We start from the raw sequence: 17,020 nt of genomic DNA on the forward strand, positions 1-17,020 counted from the left end.
AATTCACTCACAAATTACGAACCCATTACTTGAATCAATTGACTTCATCAAACCCATAGATACACTTGCTCTAATTTTTTTGAGTGTCGTATAACAATGAAAGAAAACATCTTATCTTTGTGTCTAATTTTGCCGTCGTCTCTACTACTTTCTGCATGTGGTGGTTCTAGTGATTCCGCTCAAGCTCCGAGTAAAACGGCGGTCCAAAAAGCGCTTGAATCTGGAGATGCATCCCTTGTATCTAATGCCAATGAGTTTATTGACGCTAGCCAAGCGCTCGTTACCCAATACAAATCCGATTACAGTCAAATTAAACAGTCTCTGTCTAAACATTCAGACGGTACGCCGCTGCGCAATCTTCATTGGGACCCAACACACGACGCCGCGATAATATTACCCACATACGGCTTCAACGATGTCATTCTAAAAACCAATAAAGCGATGCAGAATGGATATACTGACCAAGAGCTAGCGATTGGTATTGCAGGTTATACATCGAGTGGTAGCCGTTATGCTGCGTTAGCAAGTAACCCATTTCGAACTAAGCAAGGTTCAACGGATTCAGTCAACGCAGAAATGGAAGTGTGGTTGAAAAACTTGGTGGGTTGGACGTCAGGCACAAATTCACCCAAGAATGTTGTCTTAGCTCAGATGGATCAGTCGTATTATTTCCCCGATGACAAAGCAACGCGAAGCTGGCTAACGAGTAACATCAATCCTTCGATGGTTATCAATGATGACAACGCGTGTGACGGCAGCAAATTAAGCCAATGTATTGAAAAGAATAACCCTGATTTATTGATTCTGTCTCAAAAGTTAAATGATGGTGACGAGATTAACGATGTGATGACGGGGTTGCGCTTGGCGTTCAATAAAAAAATCCCCGTGCTGTACTTGCATCTCGATGGCGGTATGACGGACTTAGGCAACGCGCTATTTGCAGAAATGCACATGACGTATGTTGGTGATAACTATTGGCGCAGGCTAGGGCTGTCAAATTGGGATTCAACGCAACTGATTGATCGCATGCCAGATAATATCGTCAAACAACAAGCACTTTTACAGCGCCTGAAACTCGATAGTTTCACTGTTGACTTGAATTTATGTGATGACAAATCTTGCCCAGATGAGTCCAACATGGATGAAGAGTTCTATAAGGCCGCGAACAGTATTCGTTCACACCTAACGACGCTTGATAGCAAAAAAATTGATCTCTTTGCATCCAAGAACTACGAATATGAAAAGCTGTTACTGCTACTTGCTGATCGCTACCGACAAGACGTTAAGTACCCAATGGGTAAAGACGTAACAGATAGAATCGACTTTCTTCGATCGTATTACAGTGATTACGCGACATACAACACTCGACAACATAACGCAGCACAGCCGAGTTTAGGGAACTTCAGCACCAAGAACTTTAAGAATGTCCCTCTCATCACCAAGAATATTACTTTAGAGTCAAAGCGAAACTTCCGTGCAGCGGGTGTATATGCCTTACCGGGTAAGACGATCAAAGTGACGCGTTTAGATAATAATAAAGTGGCAACGTCGATTGCCCTTAATACACTACGTAGCGGCGCGACTCATGAGTTTTCGGGTAAAGATGGCTATGCAAGGCCGAAATTTTTGACCTCGGTAACTTACCCCGTAAAGCATGGAGAAACGATATATCTGACTTCTGCTTATGGTGGGACACTACAAGTTCATTTTGATACCAATGATATAGATGTAGAGCTGCGTTTTGAAAATGTTGCCCAACATCCTGTTTGGCGAAGTAAAGCCGACAATGATAGCTTTGTCGCGCAGCTTGAAGAAGGCAATTTTGATTGGGCTGAATTGGTCACTCCCGGATTTGAAGTTCACTCTAAACTCGACAAGATGAAAGAGTCTATTGGTGCTTCTGATTGGGCTCAGCCGCATGATATGGCGCTCGCTACGGAACGTTACGTACACAACCTTCCCCATGCACTTGCGGGTTTTAAAGGGCCAGGTATTGATGAAATTGCTGAAATTCATCAATACGGAGAGGCAAAGGGTTGGGAAATTGCGAACATTGATATTGTGAAACACATGAACGCCGATCAAGCGACGTGTGGTTATGGCTGTTCAGGGAATCCTTACGATGCTTATTGGTCTTTTCATCCTCTAGGGCATGGTGATTTGCACGAGCTTGGTCATGGACTGGAAAGAGGACGTTTTAGATTCGCTGGATGGGAAGGTCACTCGACAACCAACTACTATTCGTATTTTAGTAAATCAAAGTATTACAAAGATACGGCAAAGGTATCGTCTTGCCAAAGCTTAGACTTTAAAGGGCAGTATCAACTGTTACAGCAGAGCCGAACTCAACCAGATCCAAACGCTTTTATGGCGGCTCAAAATCAAACCGGTTGGAGTTGGGGCGCTCGTGTTTTCATTCAAATGATGATGTTAACGGAGCAGCAAGGTGTATTGAATTCGGGTTGGCATTTACTAGGGCGTTTACACTTGATTGAACGCGAATTTAATCGCTTGAAAGCCAGTGATACTCTTTGGAATAACGGTAAAGGCTCGATTGGCTTTTCAGATTACACCCAACAAGAAGCCGAAGGCATCACTAACAATGACTGGTTACTTATCGCATTAAGCTACGTTGCTGAAAGGAATATGACGCAATACTTAGATATGTGGGGATTCAGTTTCAGTGATAAAGCGAAGCAACAAGTCACAGCGCTTAGCCTAAGTAACATGCCTTTGACATATTTTGCATCATCTAATCAAGGCTATTGCTTAGATGAATTTGCTAAGACGCCGTTAGATGTTGACGGCACGACCGCTTGGCCGCTTTAAATCGATAAAGTGAAGTGGCTCTAGCCAAACATTGTATTCAACCTTGAAATGAAAGAGAACCTATTACATAACTAATAGGCTCTCTTGTTTAGTTTATGGGTGACTTACATTTCGAGATAACTACACCTCATTCACCCCTGTGAAATCACCGTCAAAGGATGCGTCAGTGTAGATGATGACTTCCTTGCCTCCTTTGGTGAAGCTGTAAGCGGTAATAATTTCACTCCCATCCAGTCCTAGCTTATCTTGCATGTCTTGGTCTAGCGTTACTGGTGTGGCGGCTTGGTATTGGAAGCCTTGAAGGTGGCTTGCGTCTATCTCTTCAATACCTAAAGCGAAAAACTCGGCCACTTGGTCGTCATTTTTCGCTTTGTTTCCGTCAAGGTCGTGATTTTGATTGAAGGTTTTACCAAGAGAAATAGTCAGTTTGTCATTAGCTGAATCTCCCCCTATGACGGCTTCAAACCCATTGATGTTTGAACTCTTCGACATATCGATATCGACACCATCTGGGTCATTGGCGACAAGGACATCAAAACCTTTTCCACCATGTATCAAGGTGTCGTTAGCGTCATAAATAACGGTATCATTACCGGCGCCAGCTTTTATGATGTCACTGCCTTCTCCGCCATCAATAATGTCATCGCCTTTACCACCTTTTAAGGTATCTTCACCTTCACCACCGGCAAGAACATCATCACCTTTTCCGCCTTTTAAGACGTCGTCACCACTACCACCAATTAGTGTGTCGTCACCTTTTCCGCCTTTAATCAGGTCGTTGTCCGCGCCACCGTCTAACCAGTCATCACCTTTACCACCGAGTAGTGTTTCTACATCAGCTTCTAGCCCTACGGTGGTAACAACGTCATCAAAATCACTGTCGCCACTACCAGGGTTATCGTTAAAGTGTTGATTACCTTCACCAGCAACACCGCTATAGCCTGGAGGTGTATCAGACTGTAGGTTGAAAACAACAGATTGAAGGTTTTCACCGGCTACAACAGCGAGGCTTTGGGCGTCGTCTGTTTGTGTTACAGAATTAGCTTGGAGATCTTCAATGTTAAAAGAAAGACTACTGCCGTCGGTCACGCCTTTATCACCACCATCTGGGACAATAAAGAAACCAAGCGTTTCGATGCTGTCGTCGACTGAGACTTCAAAGCTCGGTTTCTCTTGACCGGCATTATCTAATGCTGCGTGAACATCTCCCCACACAACATCGATATTTACACCGCCTTGGTCATCGACAGTATAATAACCGTATGAGTTATTGTAGCCAGCCTCTGAGCTTTCCAAAGTGATTGAGAGAGTTCCTGAGTAGTCGTTGAGTGAATAAGTACCGTCATCATTTAAGATGAGTGAGCCATTGCTATTGTGACCACCCAAAATTACATCATTACCGTGACCACCAACGAGGTAATCGGTACCATCGCCACTTAGTTCTAAAGAGTCGATAGAGGTAATAAAGTAATCACTGGAATCGTCAGCGGTGTTGTTACTATTTTTATCGAAAGCTTCACCGACAGCCGTGAATTGGACTTCATCAAATGCTTTAAAACCTGTATCTACAGGTGAAATTATAAGAAAACCGTTATTATTCGATGTACTTTCAGAAAAGTCATCTTTCACTAAGTCGTTAGCTGTAAAGTCGCCTTCAGCAACAAGGATACCTTCACGATAAGCGGCCCAATGTCCTGTTTCATGGACTCCACTACCACCTTCATTTAGATACAAGTTGGAGATGCCAACTTTTGCTGCCATTGTGTGTTCATCAAGGGATACAGACAACATTTCAGAGCCGTTTGTTGTTCCGTCTTGATTATATGAGAGCCCTATTTGAGCACTGACACCACTTTCAGCGACGCCAGTTACACCATAACCTGAGCCTCCAGAACTCACTCCTCCATTAGATACGGAGACATCAGCTTCGCTGCCATCTGGGCCATAAGCTGAAAGGTTTGTTTCGCTGTCTAGTACCACGGAGTTGTCTTCGTCATCACTATAGGTGTTATCAAAATCGAGGAAGAATTCGCCTTGCTGCTCGTCGTAATAAAGAGGGTTAAAGTTATCACCAATAATGATGTCGTCGCCTTTACCTCCACGAATCAAGTCGTCTCCAGAAACGGAAGTTTCATCCCAATTACCATTTGTGTCACGAGGTGTACCATCACCAACTAAGAAGTCGTTAGCCTCGTATTGATACATTTCAACATTGGCGATGAGAGCACCGTACGTATCTTCGCTAGTGTCTGTTTCTGTCGCTCTGAAAGAAAGGGTGTGATCTCCGGGCATCAGATCGACGTTGAGTTTTGCGGTATACCATTGATGTTCATTACCGGTTCCGTTGTTATCGAATTCTGCCACAACTTCACCATCAACCAGAACTTGAAAAGGGCTAGTATCAGTTTCACTGCCTTTATGTCTATTCGCGTATTCAAAAGTTAACTGGAATGTACCGCCACGGCCAATTGCGTCGGGTTCAACAGTGAAAACGGTAGAAGCCGTCGTATTCGTTTGGTCGCTACCAATACCATTGTGATTGTGAGAATCAAGCTCAAGTACATTGCTTGTAGGGTGGTCGCCAGCTGGAGCGCCGCCAACACTTTGGAATTGAACTTCCATTAACCCTTCGGGGGTGCCATCGACGCCATCATTGTCGTTGTCTGCTTCCCAGCCATTGAGTGAAGAGTAGGTCCCCCAACTTCCACCTAACCCAGGGCCGCCCGCATTGGTGTCTCCCTGGTCTACTTGGAAGGTACTATTGGTGATGAGGTTGTCCCCAGCGACTTTAGCTCCTCTGTCCCCATAGATAACATCGTTATTACCACCGCCTTCAACGTAATCATTACCGGAGCCTGCGACTATCACATCATCGATATTACTAATAATATCAGAGTCTTTATCTCGAACTGATTGAGGTATGCTGAGTGTGCCAGCTTCGTCTTTTGCGTTAATGGTGTGATTCCAAGATTCAACAACATCGTTGCCATCACCGGCGAATATCGCATCTGAACCACGGCCAGAAGCGATAAAATCATCACCGTCTTTAGCTTTGACAATATCATCTCCTTTCCCTGCTCTAATGGCATTATGATTGCCATCACCAAGAATAATAGGATTATCTGTACCGTTCTGGGATTGGTCTTGATTTGGAACCGTAACCTTATTCCCGGCTTCTTCGGCTAATGTCCCTGTTACATTGCTTGTTAATTGAATAGCCATTGCTATCATCCTCTGATATATCGGTTTGATATAAGAGGCAGCTCAGCCATCTCGCGAGAGATCTGTCGCTTTCCGTCCCTACTTCACAGTAGGTTTGGCTTTGTCTTCTTGTACTTGGTTAAATTTCTCTCATTGCTTTATAGGCACTAACGGATAGTGGGTTGAGTAGGTACTCTAGAGGTGTTTGCTGTTCTAGTAAGATCATCACCTCGGCGGGCATGCCCGGATACAATGAGATACTTTCTAATGCCTCTAGCTCTGATTTATCTAACGATACTCTGGCTAGGTAAGCAGAAGAACCTGTGGCTTGATCGCTAATGCGGTCAGCCGAAATATGGACTAATTTTCCACGAATCGGTGGAGTTTTACGAAAACTGTATGCGGTAAGCCTTACTTGAGTATCTAAGCCAATTCGTAAGGCTTCAATATCTTCTGGCTTCACTAACGCCTCTACAATCAACTCGTCATTTTGGGGAACCAATTCCATTAAGGTTTCGCCTGGTGGAACGATGGCATTTTCGGACACTACATTAAGTCCAACGACCACACCGCTTTGAGGTGCTCTTATTTCCACGCGTGTAAGAATATCTTGAGCGTTGACCATAGCTTCTCTGGTTTCATTTAGTTTTCGTTCTAAGTCTTGAATCTCTTCACCGAGCGTTTTAGCGTAAGTATAATCGGCGTTGATCAGTTCTAATTTCGCTTCGGCGATGATGCGCTTTGAACGACCAATTCTTGCCTTGAGATCGGCGACATCGCCTTGTAATTGAGAACGCTCACGCTGCAAATCTAATAGGCGAGATTTGGATGTATTACCTGAAACCAGTAAATCTTGGTGCATTTGCACTTGCTCTTCTAAATATTTCAGACTTCTTTTTCCTGCTAAAAATCGCTGTTGGAACCCTTGTAGGTCGAGCTTTGATTGCTCCACTTTTTGTTGTAACACATCGGACTCACCAGATTTTAACGACTGTCTTTTACTAAAAAGCTTACTTTGTGTGTCGAGCAGGCTTGATACGTTTGGGTCGGAATTGAGAGAGAGTAATCTCATGTCGAATTGAATTTCTTGATGGCTAGCTAGCTCTGACTGTAGGCGGTTCAGCCGAGCTAAATCACTTTGCCATTGAGCTTTTAATCTGAGAAGTGAAGCTCGGGCTTGTGTGTGACTTAACGTGATGAGCAGGTCGCCTTTTTGAACATGATCACCGTCAGAAACATGAACGCTTTCTACAATCCCGCCTTCTAAATGTTGAATGGGTTTTCGCTTTGATTCTACTATGATCACGCCAGGTGCGATGGCGGCAGAAGACAGCGGAGTTAAGTAAGCCCAAGCGGCAAAGCCTCCTAGAGTAGTCACAAGAACTATCCAGATGAACATCTGTATTTTGAATGTAGAAAAGATCAGTTTTCTACCATCGTCAAAGTGAATGCCTTTGTCGTCATGATTAATGCTAGCCATTCGACACCTCCGGTGAGGTGACGTTAAAGAGCTACCGGACGACTTTATTCGCTTCGCCTGCTTGTGTTATCTGACCATTTTTTAATTCAACAACCCAATCGACATGTCTGAGTAGGCTTGGGTTATGAGTTACCATCACGACAGAAATGGATTTCTCCTTCGCAAGTTGCAATAGCGAAACAAGAAACTCTTCACCTTCACGATCCAGATGTGAATCGGGCTCATCAAGCACGAGTAGTTTCGGAGAGAAAACCAATGCTCTTGCTATTGCTAGCTTCTGAGCTTGTCCACCAGATAACTGATGTCCAAAAGAACCGATAACAGTTTCATACCCATTCGGTAAGGCGACAATAGTGTCGTGAACACCGGCTTGAATTGCGGATCTTACAATTTGGCTATCTGTAACATTGGAATCAAATCGAGCAATATTCTGTTTTACGGTGCCATGCAAAAAATCGATGTGCTGAGGAACATAACCGACCGCGTGCTTGAACTGATTTTGATTCCATAACTCGACATTGAGTCCATCAATAGAAATCCCACCTTTTGAGGGCGATATGCCATTAGTGATCATTTTACAAATGGAAGACTTGCCTGATCCGCTAGGGCCAATCAGTGCGACTCGATTTCCAGATTCCAGTCTCAGCTTCAAACCATTTAGGGTTGGCTTGTTGATGTTTTCAGAGGCGAACCATGTGACGTTGTCGATGACTAAGTCACCTTTGATGGTGTCTAATTCTGTTCGCTCGGTATGTTTAGTATGGGATGTAAACTCCTTAGCTAAGCGTTTGTTTGCATCCAAACCAGTTTTCCATGCTTGAATACCACTAGAAAGCATCTCAATTGGTTGGAGTGCTCGCGCCATTAAGATCGAACCCGCAATCATGCCACCGGCAGACATGGCATTTTGAATGACTAGGCTAGCTCCGACAGCCATGATGATGAGTTGAAGAACCATACGTATGTAACGAGAAAATGCACTTAGTGAGCAGGTGGCTTGATCTAAATGGTTTCGGGACCAACTCTTTTCCGCCAATATTTCTTGGTAGGTTTGACTTAAACCTTGCTGTTGATGTTGGCTAAATATTGTGGCGTGTTTTTGAAAGCACTCGTCGTTTTTTCTTTGTGTTGCTAACTGGCTTAAGTAAGTGGTTTTAAAATGCTTAGATTTAACCCAATGAGAAAGCAATGTTGTCAGGAGAATAAATACAACGGCTCCCACACCGACTAATCCTATATATGGGTGAATCGCAAACATAATAATAAGAAATAGGGGAGTGAATGGCAGGTCAAACATGACAAAGTAGGCAGGAGAAGAGAGCAGACTTTTAACCTCACTAATATCATTGAATAAATGCTTTTCTTTTGATTTCGATGAGAAGGAGGTTTGCTCAAAGAGCTGCTGAGCCGCGATGAATTCAAACTTTATCGCTTTTTTTTGCGCGTATTTAGCTCTAGATGCGTCAAGGAATGCTTGGGCTGTGAGCAGGAACACAGCAATGAAGGCCAAAAATAGGAGCGTATCTAAACTTTGACTTGAGAGTACTCGGTCGAACACTTGAAGGCTGAATAGTGGTACCACTAACATTAATACACTGATCGCTCCACTCACCACCATCATCGGAAGCAAACTACGCAGATTAATTGGATTTATACCGCCCCAAGGCTTTGCGTCCATACAAAACTCTCTTCATTGATTATCAAAATAGTATAGATGGGCAATGGCGAGAATGTGAACTATCTCCAACTTTCTGAGTGGATTTAGATTAGATGAAAAAAATGCACAAGCTAAACAAACGCTTGTGCATTTTTATTTGAAATTTAATTTAGATGTTATTTAAACGTCGACCAAATCGGAGCGTGATCTGACGGTTTTTCAATGCCGCGTAGCTCGTAGTCGATACCTGCTTCAGTACACTTATCAGCAAGCTTCTGAGTCGCAAGTACCACATCAATGCGCAGGCCGCGGTTGTCCACGAAGCCTTTTGAGCGGTAATCAAACCATGAGTATTGATCGTTCACTTCAGGGTGTAGTAAACGGAAGCTGTCCGCAAAGCCCCAATCCATCAATGTTTTCAACCATTCGCGTTCTTCTGGTTGGAAAGAACATTTACCGGTTTTCAACCAACGTTTCGCATTAGGTTCACCAATGCCGATATCAATATCGGTAGGGCTGATATTAATGTCGCCCATTACGATCACTTGTTCATCTTTGTTGTGGTAATCGTTAAGGTACGTCATTAAGTCTTTGTAGAACTGGCGCTTGTACGGGTATTTGGTTTCATGCTTAATGTTGTCCCCTTGAGGGAAGTAACCATTTAGCACAGTGACCTTCTCACCGTTTTCATCTTCAAACGTCGCCATGATCATACGCTTTTGATGGTCTTCGTTGTCTGTAGGAAAACCTTTCTGTACCGAAATTGGCTCTTGCTTACAAAGCATAGCCACACCGTAGTGCGCCTTTTGACCATGGAAGTAAACCTTGTAACCCATTGCTTCAACATCGGCTAGTGGGAAGGCTTCATCGTGCACTTTGATCTCTTGTAAGCCAATCACATCAGGTTGGTGCTTATCGATAATGGCCTGCAGTTGGTGAAGGCGGGCTCTAAGGCCATTGATGTTGAAGCTAATTACTTTCATTTGTTTTTATACCTCTCGTAAACCCTTATGATTGCTTGTTTTTCAAGGGCTTGTTGATTTGGTGGATTTCATGATTAATGGTATTTAACCATGCTTAATAATGTCTGTCGCCATTTTGTCGCCCCTAAATGGCGACAAAATGGTGTGAATACTCACTTTACGTAGAATCTATTGAGTCTTTAGCAAGTCCAAAAAGAAAGCGTATTCAAGTGCGTCTTCTTTCAATCGTTTGAATCGACCAGAAGCGCCGCCGTGACCAGCTTCCATATCGGTTTTGAACAGCAGCACGTTATTGTCTATTTTCATCTCACGCAGTTTCGCCACCCACTTCATTGGCTCAAAGTATTGTACTTGTGAGTCATGTAGGCCGGTTGTGACTAACATGTTCGGGTAGCTTTGAACTTTCACATTGTCGTATGGCGAATAACCTAGCATGTAATCGTAGTAGGTTTTATTGTTCGGGTTGCCCCATTCATCATATTCGTTGGTGGTGAGAGGAATCGATTCATCAAGCATGGTTGTGACGACATCAACGAATGGAACATGTGCTCCAATGCCACGGTACAGTTCTGGTGCTTGGTTGATGATTGCGCCCATCAATAGACCGCCAGCAGAACCACCAACGGCGAACACTTTATCTTGTGCGCCGTAGCCTTCTTCAACAAGCTCTTTGGTCACATCGATAAAATCGTTGAACGTGTTTTGCTTGGTCAGCTTTTTGCCGTCCTCGTACCAAGGGCGACCAAGCATTTCTGAACCGCGGATATGTGCGATAGCAAAAACGAAACCGCGATCAAGTAAGCTTAGACGAGCCGAACCGAAGGTTGGTTCGATGGTGTGACCGTAAGAACCGTAGCCGTATTGATAAATAGGGTTCGTTCCGTCTTTCTTGAATAAGTCTTTGCGATAAACCAGAGATACGGGTACTTGCTTGCCATCGCGAGCCGTTACCATGATTCGCTCTGACTGGTAGTTATCCGCTTTGAAATCACCTAATACGGGTGTTTGCTTCATTATCTCGGATTCACCGGAACTTAGGTCGAAATCATAGTAAGTGCCAGGCGTGGTTAAGCTGCTGTAATAGACACGAACTTTTGAATTATCTAATTCATAGTTACTTGTTAGGTAAGCGGCAAAAGCGGTGTCGTTAAATTCCAGTGGGAACTCGTTGCCTGTTGAGAGTTGGCGAACTGTCACTGTAGACAAGCCATTTGCACGTTGCTCGTAAACAAGATGGTCATCAAACAACTCGAAATCAACAAGTTGAGTGTTATCGTCAGCAGCAATGACATCGACCCATTTTGAGCGGTCATGCATCTCTTCGGCTGTGACTTTCATTAAACGGAAGTTGACCGCTTGGTAGTTGGTGTAGATGTAGTACCAATCACCTAGCTTAGCGATGCTGTACTCAATGCCCGTTTCTCGTGGGTAGAAAGGTTCAGCTTTAGCGTTCGGGGTGTTGGCATCGATGACGGAAACACCGCTGGTTTCTGTACTTGAATGCCAAATGTAGACCTGCTCACCATCTTTGCTTTTACTCAAGGAGGTGTAGTAAGCGCTGTCGGTTTCTTCGTAGATTAGCTCATCGCTTGTCTGAGGAGTGCCCAATACATGTCGTAAAACTTGGTAACCCAATAATGTTTGCGAATCTTTTTTGATGTAGTAGAAGGCTTGGTTGTCGTTTTGCCACGCAATAGCGCTTGAAGCACCTTCAATTTCATCTTTTAGATAATCACCTGTCGTGAGGTCTTTAATCTTGATTGTGTAAATGCGGCGGCTCAGCGTGTCTTCGCCATAGGCCAACAAGTTTTCGCTTGGGCTGATCGTTAAGCCACCAATACTGAAAAATTCATGCTCTTTTGCTAGTTCGTTAACATCTAAGATGACTTGCTTGTCTGAACCTAAAAAGTCATTTTCACGTAAGTGAACTGGATATTCATTGTCACCAGTAACTTCATTTGAGTAGTAGTAACTGCCTTTGCGAACTGGAACCGAATGGTCGTCTTTTGCGATTCGGCCTTTGATCTCTTCAAATAACTGTTCTTGTGTTGATTCTGTATGTTTCAGCACAGCCTCTGCATACTGATTCTCTTGCTCAAGATGCTGCAAGATCTCTGGGTCTTGGCGCTCATCATCACGCATCCAGTAATAATCATCGATTCGGGTATCACCATGAATCGTCATGGCATGAGGGACTTTCTTAGCAACGGGAGCTTGGGTTTGCTGAGCGACGAGTTGCGATGGAGAGTTGTGGTCCATGGTTGTTATTCCTTGATTGCTGCATCCGGCGACAAGTGCGACCGATACGGCTAATGTGGTTAAAGCGAAACGCATCTGTATATCCTTAGTGTGCACCTTACTTGTTTTGATACCAGCATCCTTTGTAATCTGAACTTGGGTTCTTCCAGTGATGTTATACCAATCGTAGTAAATAACTGTTCACCCTAGCTTGTTAAAAACCTCGATAACTTCGTTAGAATTTTTGATTGTAGAATAACTACTTACCGAAAATGCTGCCTTGTTCTCAAGCTTTTTTCCTACGCTATTTTTGATCACTTACTTACTGTGATTGGTATTATTATAATTGGATTCTGAATAGGCGCTTTCAACGTAAGTGTCTGTTATTGTTTTCAATAAATCAAAGTAATGTTAAATGAAATTGATGATAGACGTGAGGCGGGGTGAAACGTGCAGTAAAAAAGGGACACACTTGTCAGTATGTCCCCTTTCTTTGTATGGGCATAAATAGATTTTTACTTTAGATTGCCAATGGCACTTCGTTTGAATGGTCATGTTTACGATTGACCCAACGTAAACCAAGCATAACGATAAATGACATGGCAATCATCAGGCAACCGAGTGGCAGTTGATCTTGAGCTGGGAAGAACGATGCCAATAGTGTAGCGATGCCAGCGCCTAAGTTTTGCATACCACCCAAAATCGCACCTCCAGTACCTGCGTGGTATGGGAACGGCGAAAGTGCTCCCGTTGTTGCTGCCGGGAATAATATACCAGCGCCCAAGAAGTAAATAGTTGCACCGCCAATCAGAGTTAATGCTGTCGTTTGACCAAACAGACCCGGTATCAATACCACCGCTGAGCCAACCAAGATAGAAACTAGACCAACATTCAGTGCGCGGCGCTCAGTGCGACGTTGTGCGATGTAACTAGATAGGCCAGCACCGACTAAGTAACCAGGAATGGGTAACACAAACAGCAAGCTTACTGTGGTTGCAGGTAAACCAAGCACGCCACCAAGTAACACCCCAGCTGCCGCTTCAAATACCGCTACGCCCGCGAATGTTGCCATCAGTATCAGCAAGAAACCTTGGAAGCGTTTGTCAGATAAAACGAATTTGTAGCTGTTTGCAACTGATTCATGTTTGCGTCGCTCTTTTGGCAGAGTTTCCATCATGCTCGTCATCATGGTGATCACAACTGCGATACCAAACAGTGCAAGGAACAAGTAGCTAGAACGCCAGCCGAAAGCTTCTGTTAAGTAGCCACCTAAAACAGGAGCCATCAATGGTGAGAAAATCACACACATGCTGATTAAGCTGTTCGCGCGGTGCAGTTCTGCGTCCTCAAAACAGTCGCGAGTCAATGTACGAGACATCGCACCGCCACAACCGATACCTAAACCTTGTATAAAGCTTCCCGCTAAGAACCATTCATATTCATGAGCGAACAATGCCACCAAAGTACCGATGATGTAGATGATCAAACCTGCAACGATGATGGGTTTTCGACCTAGGCGATCAGAAAGCGGTCCGTAGACAAATTGCGACAGACCGTAAGGGATCAGGTAGCACGCCATTACCGCTTGAAGTGAAGATGCCGAAACTAAGAACTCACCCGCCATATGACCGATAGAAGGCACGTACATCGTTTGAGTCATTTGACCTACGGCAGTCAGAATTGCGATTAAAAAGGTAAGTTTCGCTAATGGAAACGAGGCGGACATTTGCGTATCTCTCTAAAAATTAGGACGTAAAAAGTCTTAGCGCTCCATTAAGGAGAGCTAAGTGAATAAAGTAACTAGGGAATCTAGGCGCGAGATATTAGAGATTGAGGGACTACTTGGCAATCGAAAAGCGTGAAGTTGATCAAGATAAAAATCTATAGCTTAGATTAAAAAAACTAATCTGAAAATGTTGGGGGTTTTAAAATAAAAAGGAGTAATAGGCTGCTTTGACATATCACAATCACTTTGAATCAACTTGCGTTATTCGTGACCTGAAGCGTCGGTGCAAAGACGATTAAATAGAAGGGTTTCGCTAGCTGAAGGGAAGTATACCGACTTATATCAGAGTGAAGATGAGGTAAATACGAGGTTGCATTTATAGGGCTGCATTCCCTTAAGTGATGGTAGTTGACGGTGTAACTCTAGTTCATAAGCATCGAAAGTTGGGCGCTCTGGCTTTAATCATTTAACTGGTGTGACAAGCTTAAAGCTCTTGAAATCACATAAATAATAGATAGAACACACCTCTTATTAACATTTTTGTAAACTTTCGTTTTATATGCACGTAATTTGTGCTGTAATTATCCGCTAAGCTATTCGTCTAACTCATTCATATTGTGCATAGCAGTTTGCTATCAATGTGATGGTTACGGTTATGGAAGTCTTTTGGCTTAAATAAGGATATTAAATGCGCTCTCTATCAGTACAGTGGAAAATAACCCTCTTAGCAGGTTGTTGTTTAATCATTACTTCACTGTCTCTCATTGGTTTCTCGATCTACAACGCGACGAGCAACCAACAGGTCATAAAATCTCAAAGTTCAGAATCGGTGATTAATAAAACCCAACAGTTGTTGGCATCCGTTTCTCAACTCAATGCTCAAGAAACTCAACGTTATGTCGACGAAGCTGTTTATCGAGCAGAAATGTTAGCCTCTAGTGCTCAGTTTCTAAAGAATAATGCGGATGAAAACTTTACCCCAAGTGAAGAGCTTCGTACCGCGTTAGATGAAATGGTTCGCCGTTCCGTTTTGAACTTTGATTCTATTCAAGGGGCTTACTTAGTCTTCAAGCCTGATTTACTTGATGCTGAAGATGCGAATTATGTCGATGCGGATTATGTCGGCTCGAATGAAGTAGGGCGCTTTGCTCCTTATTGGAAGGTTTCAGATAATGGCGAAAATGTTCTTCCGAACGTGATATCAGAATCAACATTGAGTGATAACAGTAATAGCGAACGTTTTTTCTGTCCTTTGTCGTCTGGACAAACGTGTATTAGTACGCCAAGAGTCGTGAACAGCGGCGGAACAGCGCTACTGACGTCTTCAATTTCAGTGCCTATTATAGTTGATGATATTGCGATTGGTTTCTTGGGTATCGACCTAAGGTTAGATGGCTTGACCAATGTTGTAACTCAATCAGACCAGAGTTTGTTCGATGGTGTCGGTGCGGTTTACGTTGTTAGCTTAGACGGCTCGGTTATCGCTTCGGACGATTCAAGTATTGCGGTGGGTTCGAGTTTTCAAAGTAACAATACAAGTAGCGATTTAATGACTGACTTTATCTTCGGTGGTGAAGTCACAACCCAATGGAGTGAGGATGGTGAGTGGTTACTCGCATTTGCACCTGTTGTCGCTGCTAATCAAACTTGGGGTGTTTTGTTTGAGATCCCAAGGGAGAGTGTAGTCGCTGATGCGAATCAATTGGACGCTATCATTAGCACTAAACTAAGTGAAGGTATTAAGACCGAAGTGATTACGGGTATTACCTTTATTCTTTTCGGGCTAGCGATCATCGCTTTTGCTTCATTGTCTATTGTTAAGCCTATTCGACAGGTGGTTGAGAGGTTGAATGATATTGCTTCTGGTGAAGGCGATTTAACGCAGCGTTTGGACGTCAAATCTCAAGATGAAATTGGTCAGTTGTCTCAAGGATTCAATTTATTCTTAGATAAGCTGCAGCAAACAATTAAAGAAGTGATTCAGACCACGGAGCAGGTGGCGAGCACGACAAGCCAAGCGAAGGCCTCTGCATCAAGTACTCGTGAAAGCAGTGAGTCTCAATTCAAAGAAGTAGATTTAGTGGCGACCGCTGCCGAAGAGATGACTCAGACTTCGGGATTAGTGGTACAGAACGCAGAAATAGCCGTTGATGCCGCTTGTGAAGCGAATCGTTCTGCTCAGCAAGGCCAGCAGGTTATCGAACTTTCTGCCGGCGAGATGAGAAAGCTAGTGGATCGTATGTCGAGCGCCGTGCCTATCGTTGAAGAGTTGGCTAAAAATAACGGTAACATCACTGAGATCTTAAGTGTTATTGAAGGGATCTCTGAGCAAACCAACTTGTTAGCATTGAATGCTGCGATTGAAGCGGCTCGTGCTGGCGAACAAGGTCGAGGTTTTGCCGTCGTAGCTGATGAGGTAAGAAACCTCGCAAGCCGCACACAGTCATCGGTTGGTGAAATCAGAGCTGTGATCGACAAGGTTCACGCGGGCACTCAAGATGTCGTTGAAGCGATACAAGAAGGTAATATTCTCGCTAACGACACCGCGTTACATGTTCAAAAAGCGGTCGAAGACCTGGGTTCTATCTTTACTTCTATAGAAGCTATCAGTGATATGAACAACCAGATCGTGAGAGCGGCAGAAGAGCAACAATCGGTTTCCGGTGAAGTGAACCAAAGTGTCGTTAATATCCGTGATTTGAGTGCGAAGATCTTGGATCAAGCCGCAGCTTCTGAACAAGTGGGTAGCGAAATTGACCAACTGTCCCAACAGCAGCAGAAATTGGTGAATCAATTCAAGGTCTAGCAGTTTAAGGTTTAGTCATTCAAGCTCTAGTTGTTTGCAGTTTAGTAAGCTAAATTTATTAAACGTTGGAATAGAAAAAGGGACAAATGAAGATTTCATT

Annotated in this window: 8 protein-coding genes and 1 riboswitch; of the genes, 2 read left to right on the plus strand and 6 right to left on the minus strand. The window is 43.7% G+C overall.

The window, feature by feature from the left end; all coding sequences use genetic code 11:
- Positions 1-96 precede the first annotated feature (96 nt).
- Complete coding sequence (locus tag OCV44_RS05385; RefSeq protein ID WP_139684736.1) at positions 97-2,829, plus strand: ImpA family metalloprotease; 2,733 nt, start codon at positions 97-99, stop codon at positions 2,827-2,829.
- 120 nt (positions 2,830-2,949) lie between these two features.
- On the opposite strand, the gene OCV44_RS05390 is transcribed toward OCV44_RS05385, so the two are convergent.
- From OCV44_RS05390 to emrD, 6 genes are all read right to left on the minus strand, one after another.
- Complete coding sequence (locus tag OCV44_RS05390) at positions 2,950-6,051, minus strand: carbohydrate-binding protein (protein WP_139684735.1); 3,102 nt, start codon at positions 6,049-6,051, stop codon at positions 2,950-2,952.
- A gap of 33 nt (positions 6,052-6,084) precedes the next feature.
- Positions 6,085-6,160, minus strand: a riboswitch (cyclic di-GMP riboswitch).
- A gap of 9 nt (positions 6,161-6,169) precedes the next feature.
- The gene (locus OCV44_RS05395; protein WP_139684734.1) at positions 6,170-7,510 is read right to left on the minus strand and encodes an HlyD family type I secretion periplasmic adaptor subunit; all 1,341 of its coding nucleotides are present in this window, start codon (positions 7,508-7,510) and stop codon (positions 6,170-6,172) included.
- A 31-nt stretch (positions 7,511-7,541) separates the two neighbouring features.
- Positions 7,542-9,188: a type I secretion system permease/ATPase gene (locus OCV44_RS05400; protein WP_139684733.1), complete on the minus strand. Its 1,647-nt coding sequence runs from the start codon at positions 9,186-9,188 to the stop codon at positions 7,542-7,544.
- Between the two features lie 155 nt (positions 9,189-9,343).
- Positions 9,344-10,150, minus strand: coding sequence for an exodeoxyribonuclease III (gene xthA / locus OCV44_RS05405; protein ID WP_139684732.1), 807 nt, complete (start codon positions 10,148-10,150; stop codon positions 9,344-9,346).
- 168 nt (positions 10,151-10,318) lie between these two features.
- Positions 10,319-12,409, minus strand: coding sequence for a S9 family peptidase (locus tag OCV44_RS05410; RefSeq protein WP_170213719.1), 2,091 nt, complete (start codon positions 12,407-12,409; stop codon positions 10,319-10,321).
- A 499-nt stretch (positions 12,410-12,908) separates the two neighbouring features.
- Positions 12,909-14,114, minus strand: coding sequence for a multidrug efflux MFS transporter EmrD (gene emrD / locus OCV44_RS05415; RefSeq protein ID WP_139684730.1), 1,206 nt, complete (start codon positions 14,112-14,114; stop codon positions 12,909-12,911).
- A 688-nt stretch (positions 14,115-14,802) separates the two neighbouring features.
- Between emrD and OCV44_RS05420 the strand changes: the two genes are divergently transcribed.
- The gene (locus OCV44_RS05420) at positions 14,803-16,920 is read left to right on the plus strand and encodes a methyl-accepting chemotaxis protein (protein ID WP_139684729.1); all 2,118 of its coding nucleotides are present in this window, start codon (positions 14,803-14,805) and stop codon (positions 16,918-16,920) included.
- Positions 16,921-17,020 lie beyond the last annotated feature (100 nt).

This window comes from Vibrio tasmaniensis (assembly GCF_024347635.1).
In the GTDB taxonomy this organism is placed as follows: domain Bacteria; phylum Pseudomonadota; class Gammaproteobacteria; order Enterobacterales; family Vibrionaceae; genus Vibrio; species Vibrio tasmaniensis.

Coding starts and splice junctions, on each gene's coding strand:
- xthA (WP_139684732.1), bottom strand. CDS start 10,150: ATGAAAGTAATTAGCTTCAACATCAATGGCCTTAGAGCCCGCCTTCAC.
- OCV44_RS05410 (WP_170213719.1), bottom strand. CDS start 12,409: ATGGACCACAACTCTCCATCGCAACTCGTCGCTCAGCAAACCCAAGCT.
- OCV44_RS05390 (WP_139684735.1), bottom strand. CDS start 6,051: ATGGCTATTCAATTAACAAGCAATGTAACAGGGACATTAGCCGAAGAA.
- emrD (WP_139684730.1), bottom strand. CDS start 14,114: ATGTCCGCCTCGTTTCCATTAGCGAAACTTACCTTTTTAATCGCAATT.
- OCV44_RS05400 (WP_139684733.1), bottom strand. CDS start 9,188: ATGGACGCAAAGCCTTGGGGCGGTATAAATCCAATTAATCTGCGTAGT.
- OCV44_RS05420 (WP_139684729.1), top strand. CDS start 14,803: ATGCGCTCTCTATCAGTACAGTGGAAAATAACCCTCTTAGCAGGTTGT.
- OCV44_RS05385 (WP_139684736.1), top strand. CDS start 97: ATGAAAGAAAACATCTTATCTTTGTGTCTAATTTTGCCGTCGTCTCTA.
- OCV44_RS05395 (WP_139684734.1), bottom strand. CDS start 7,510: ATGGCTAGCATTAATCATGACGACAAAGGCATTCACTTTGACGATGGT.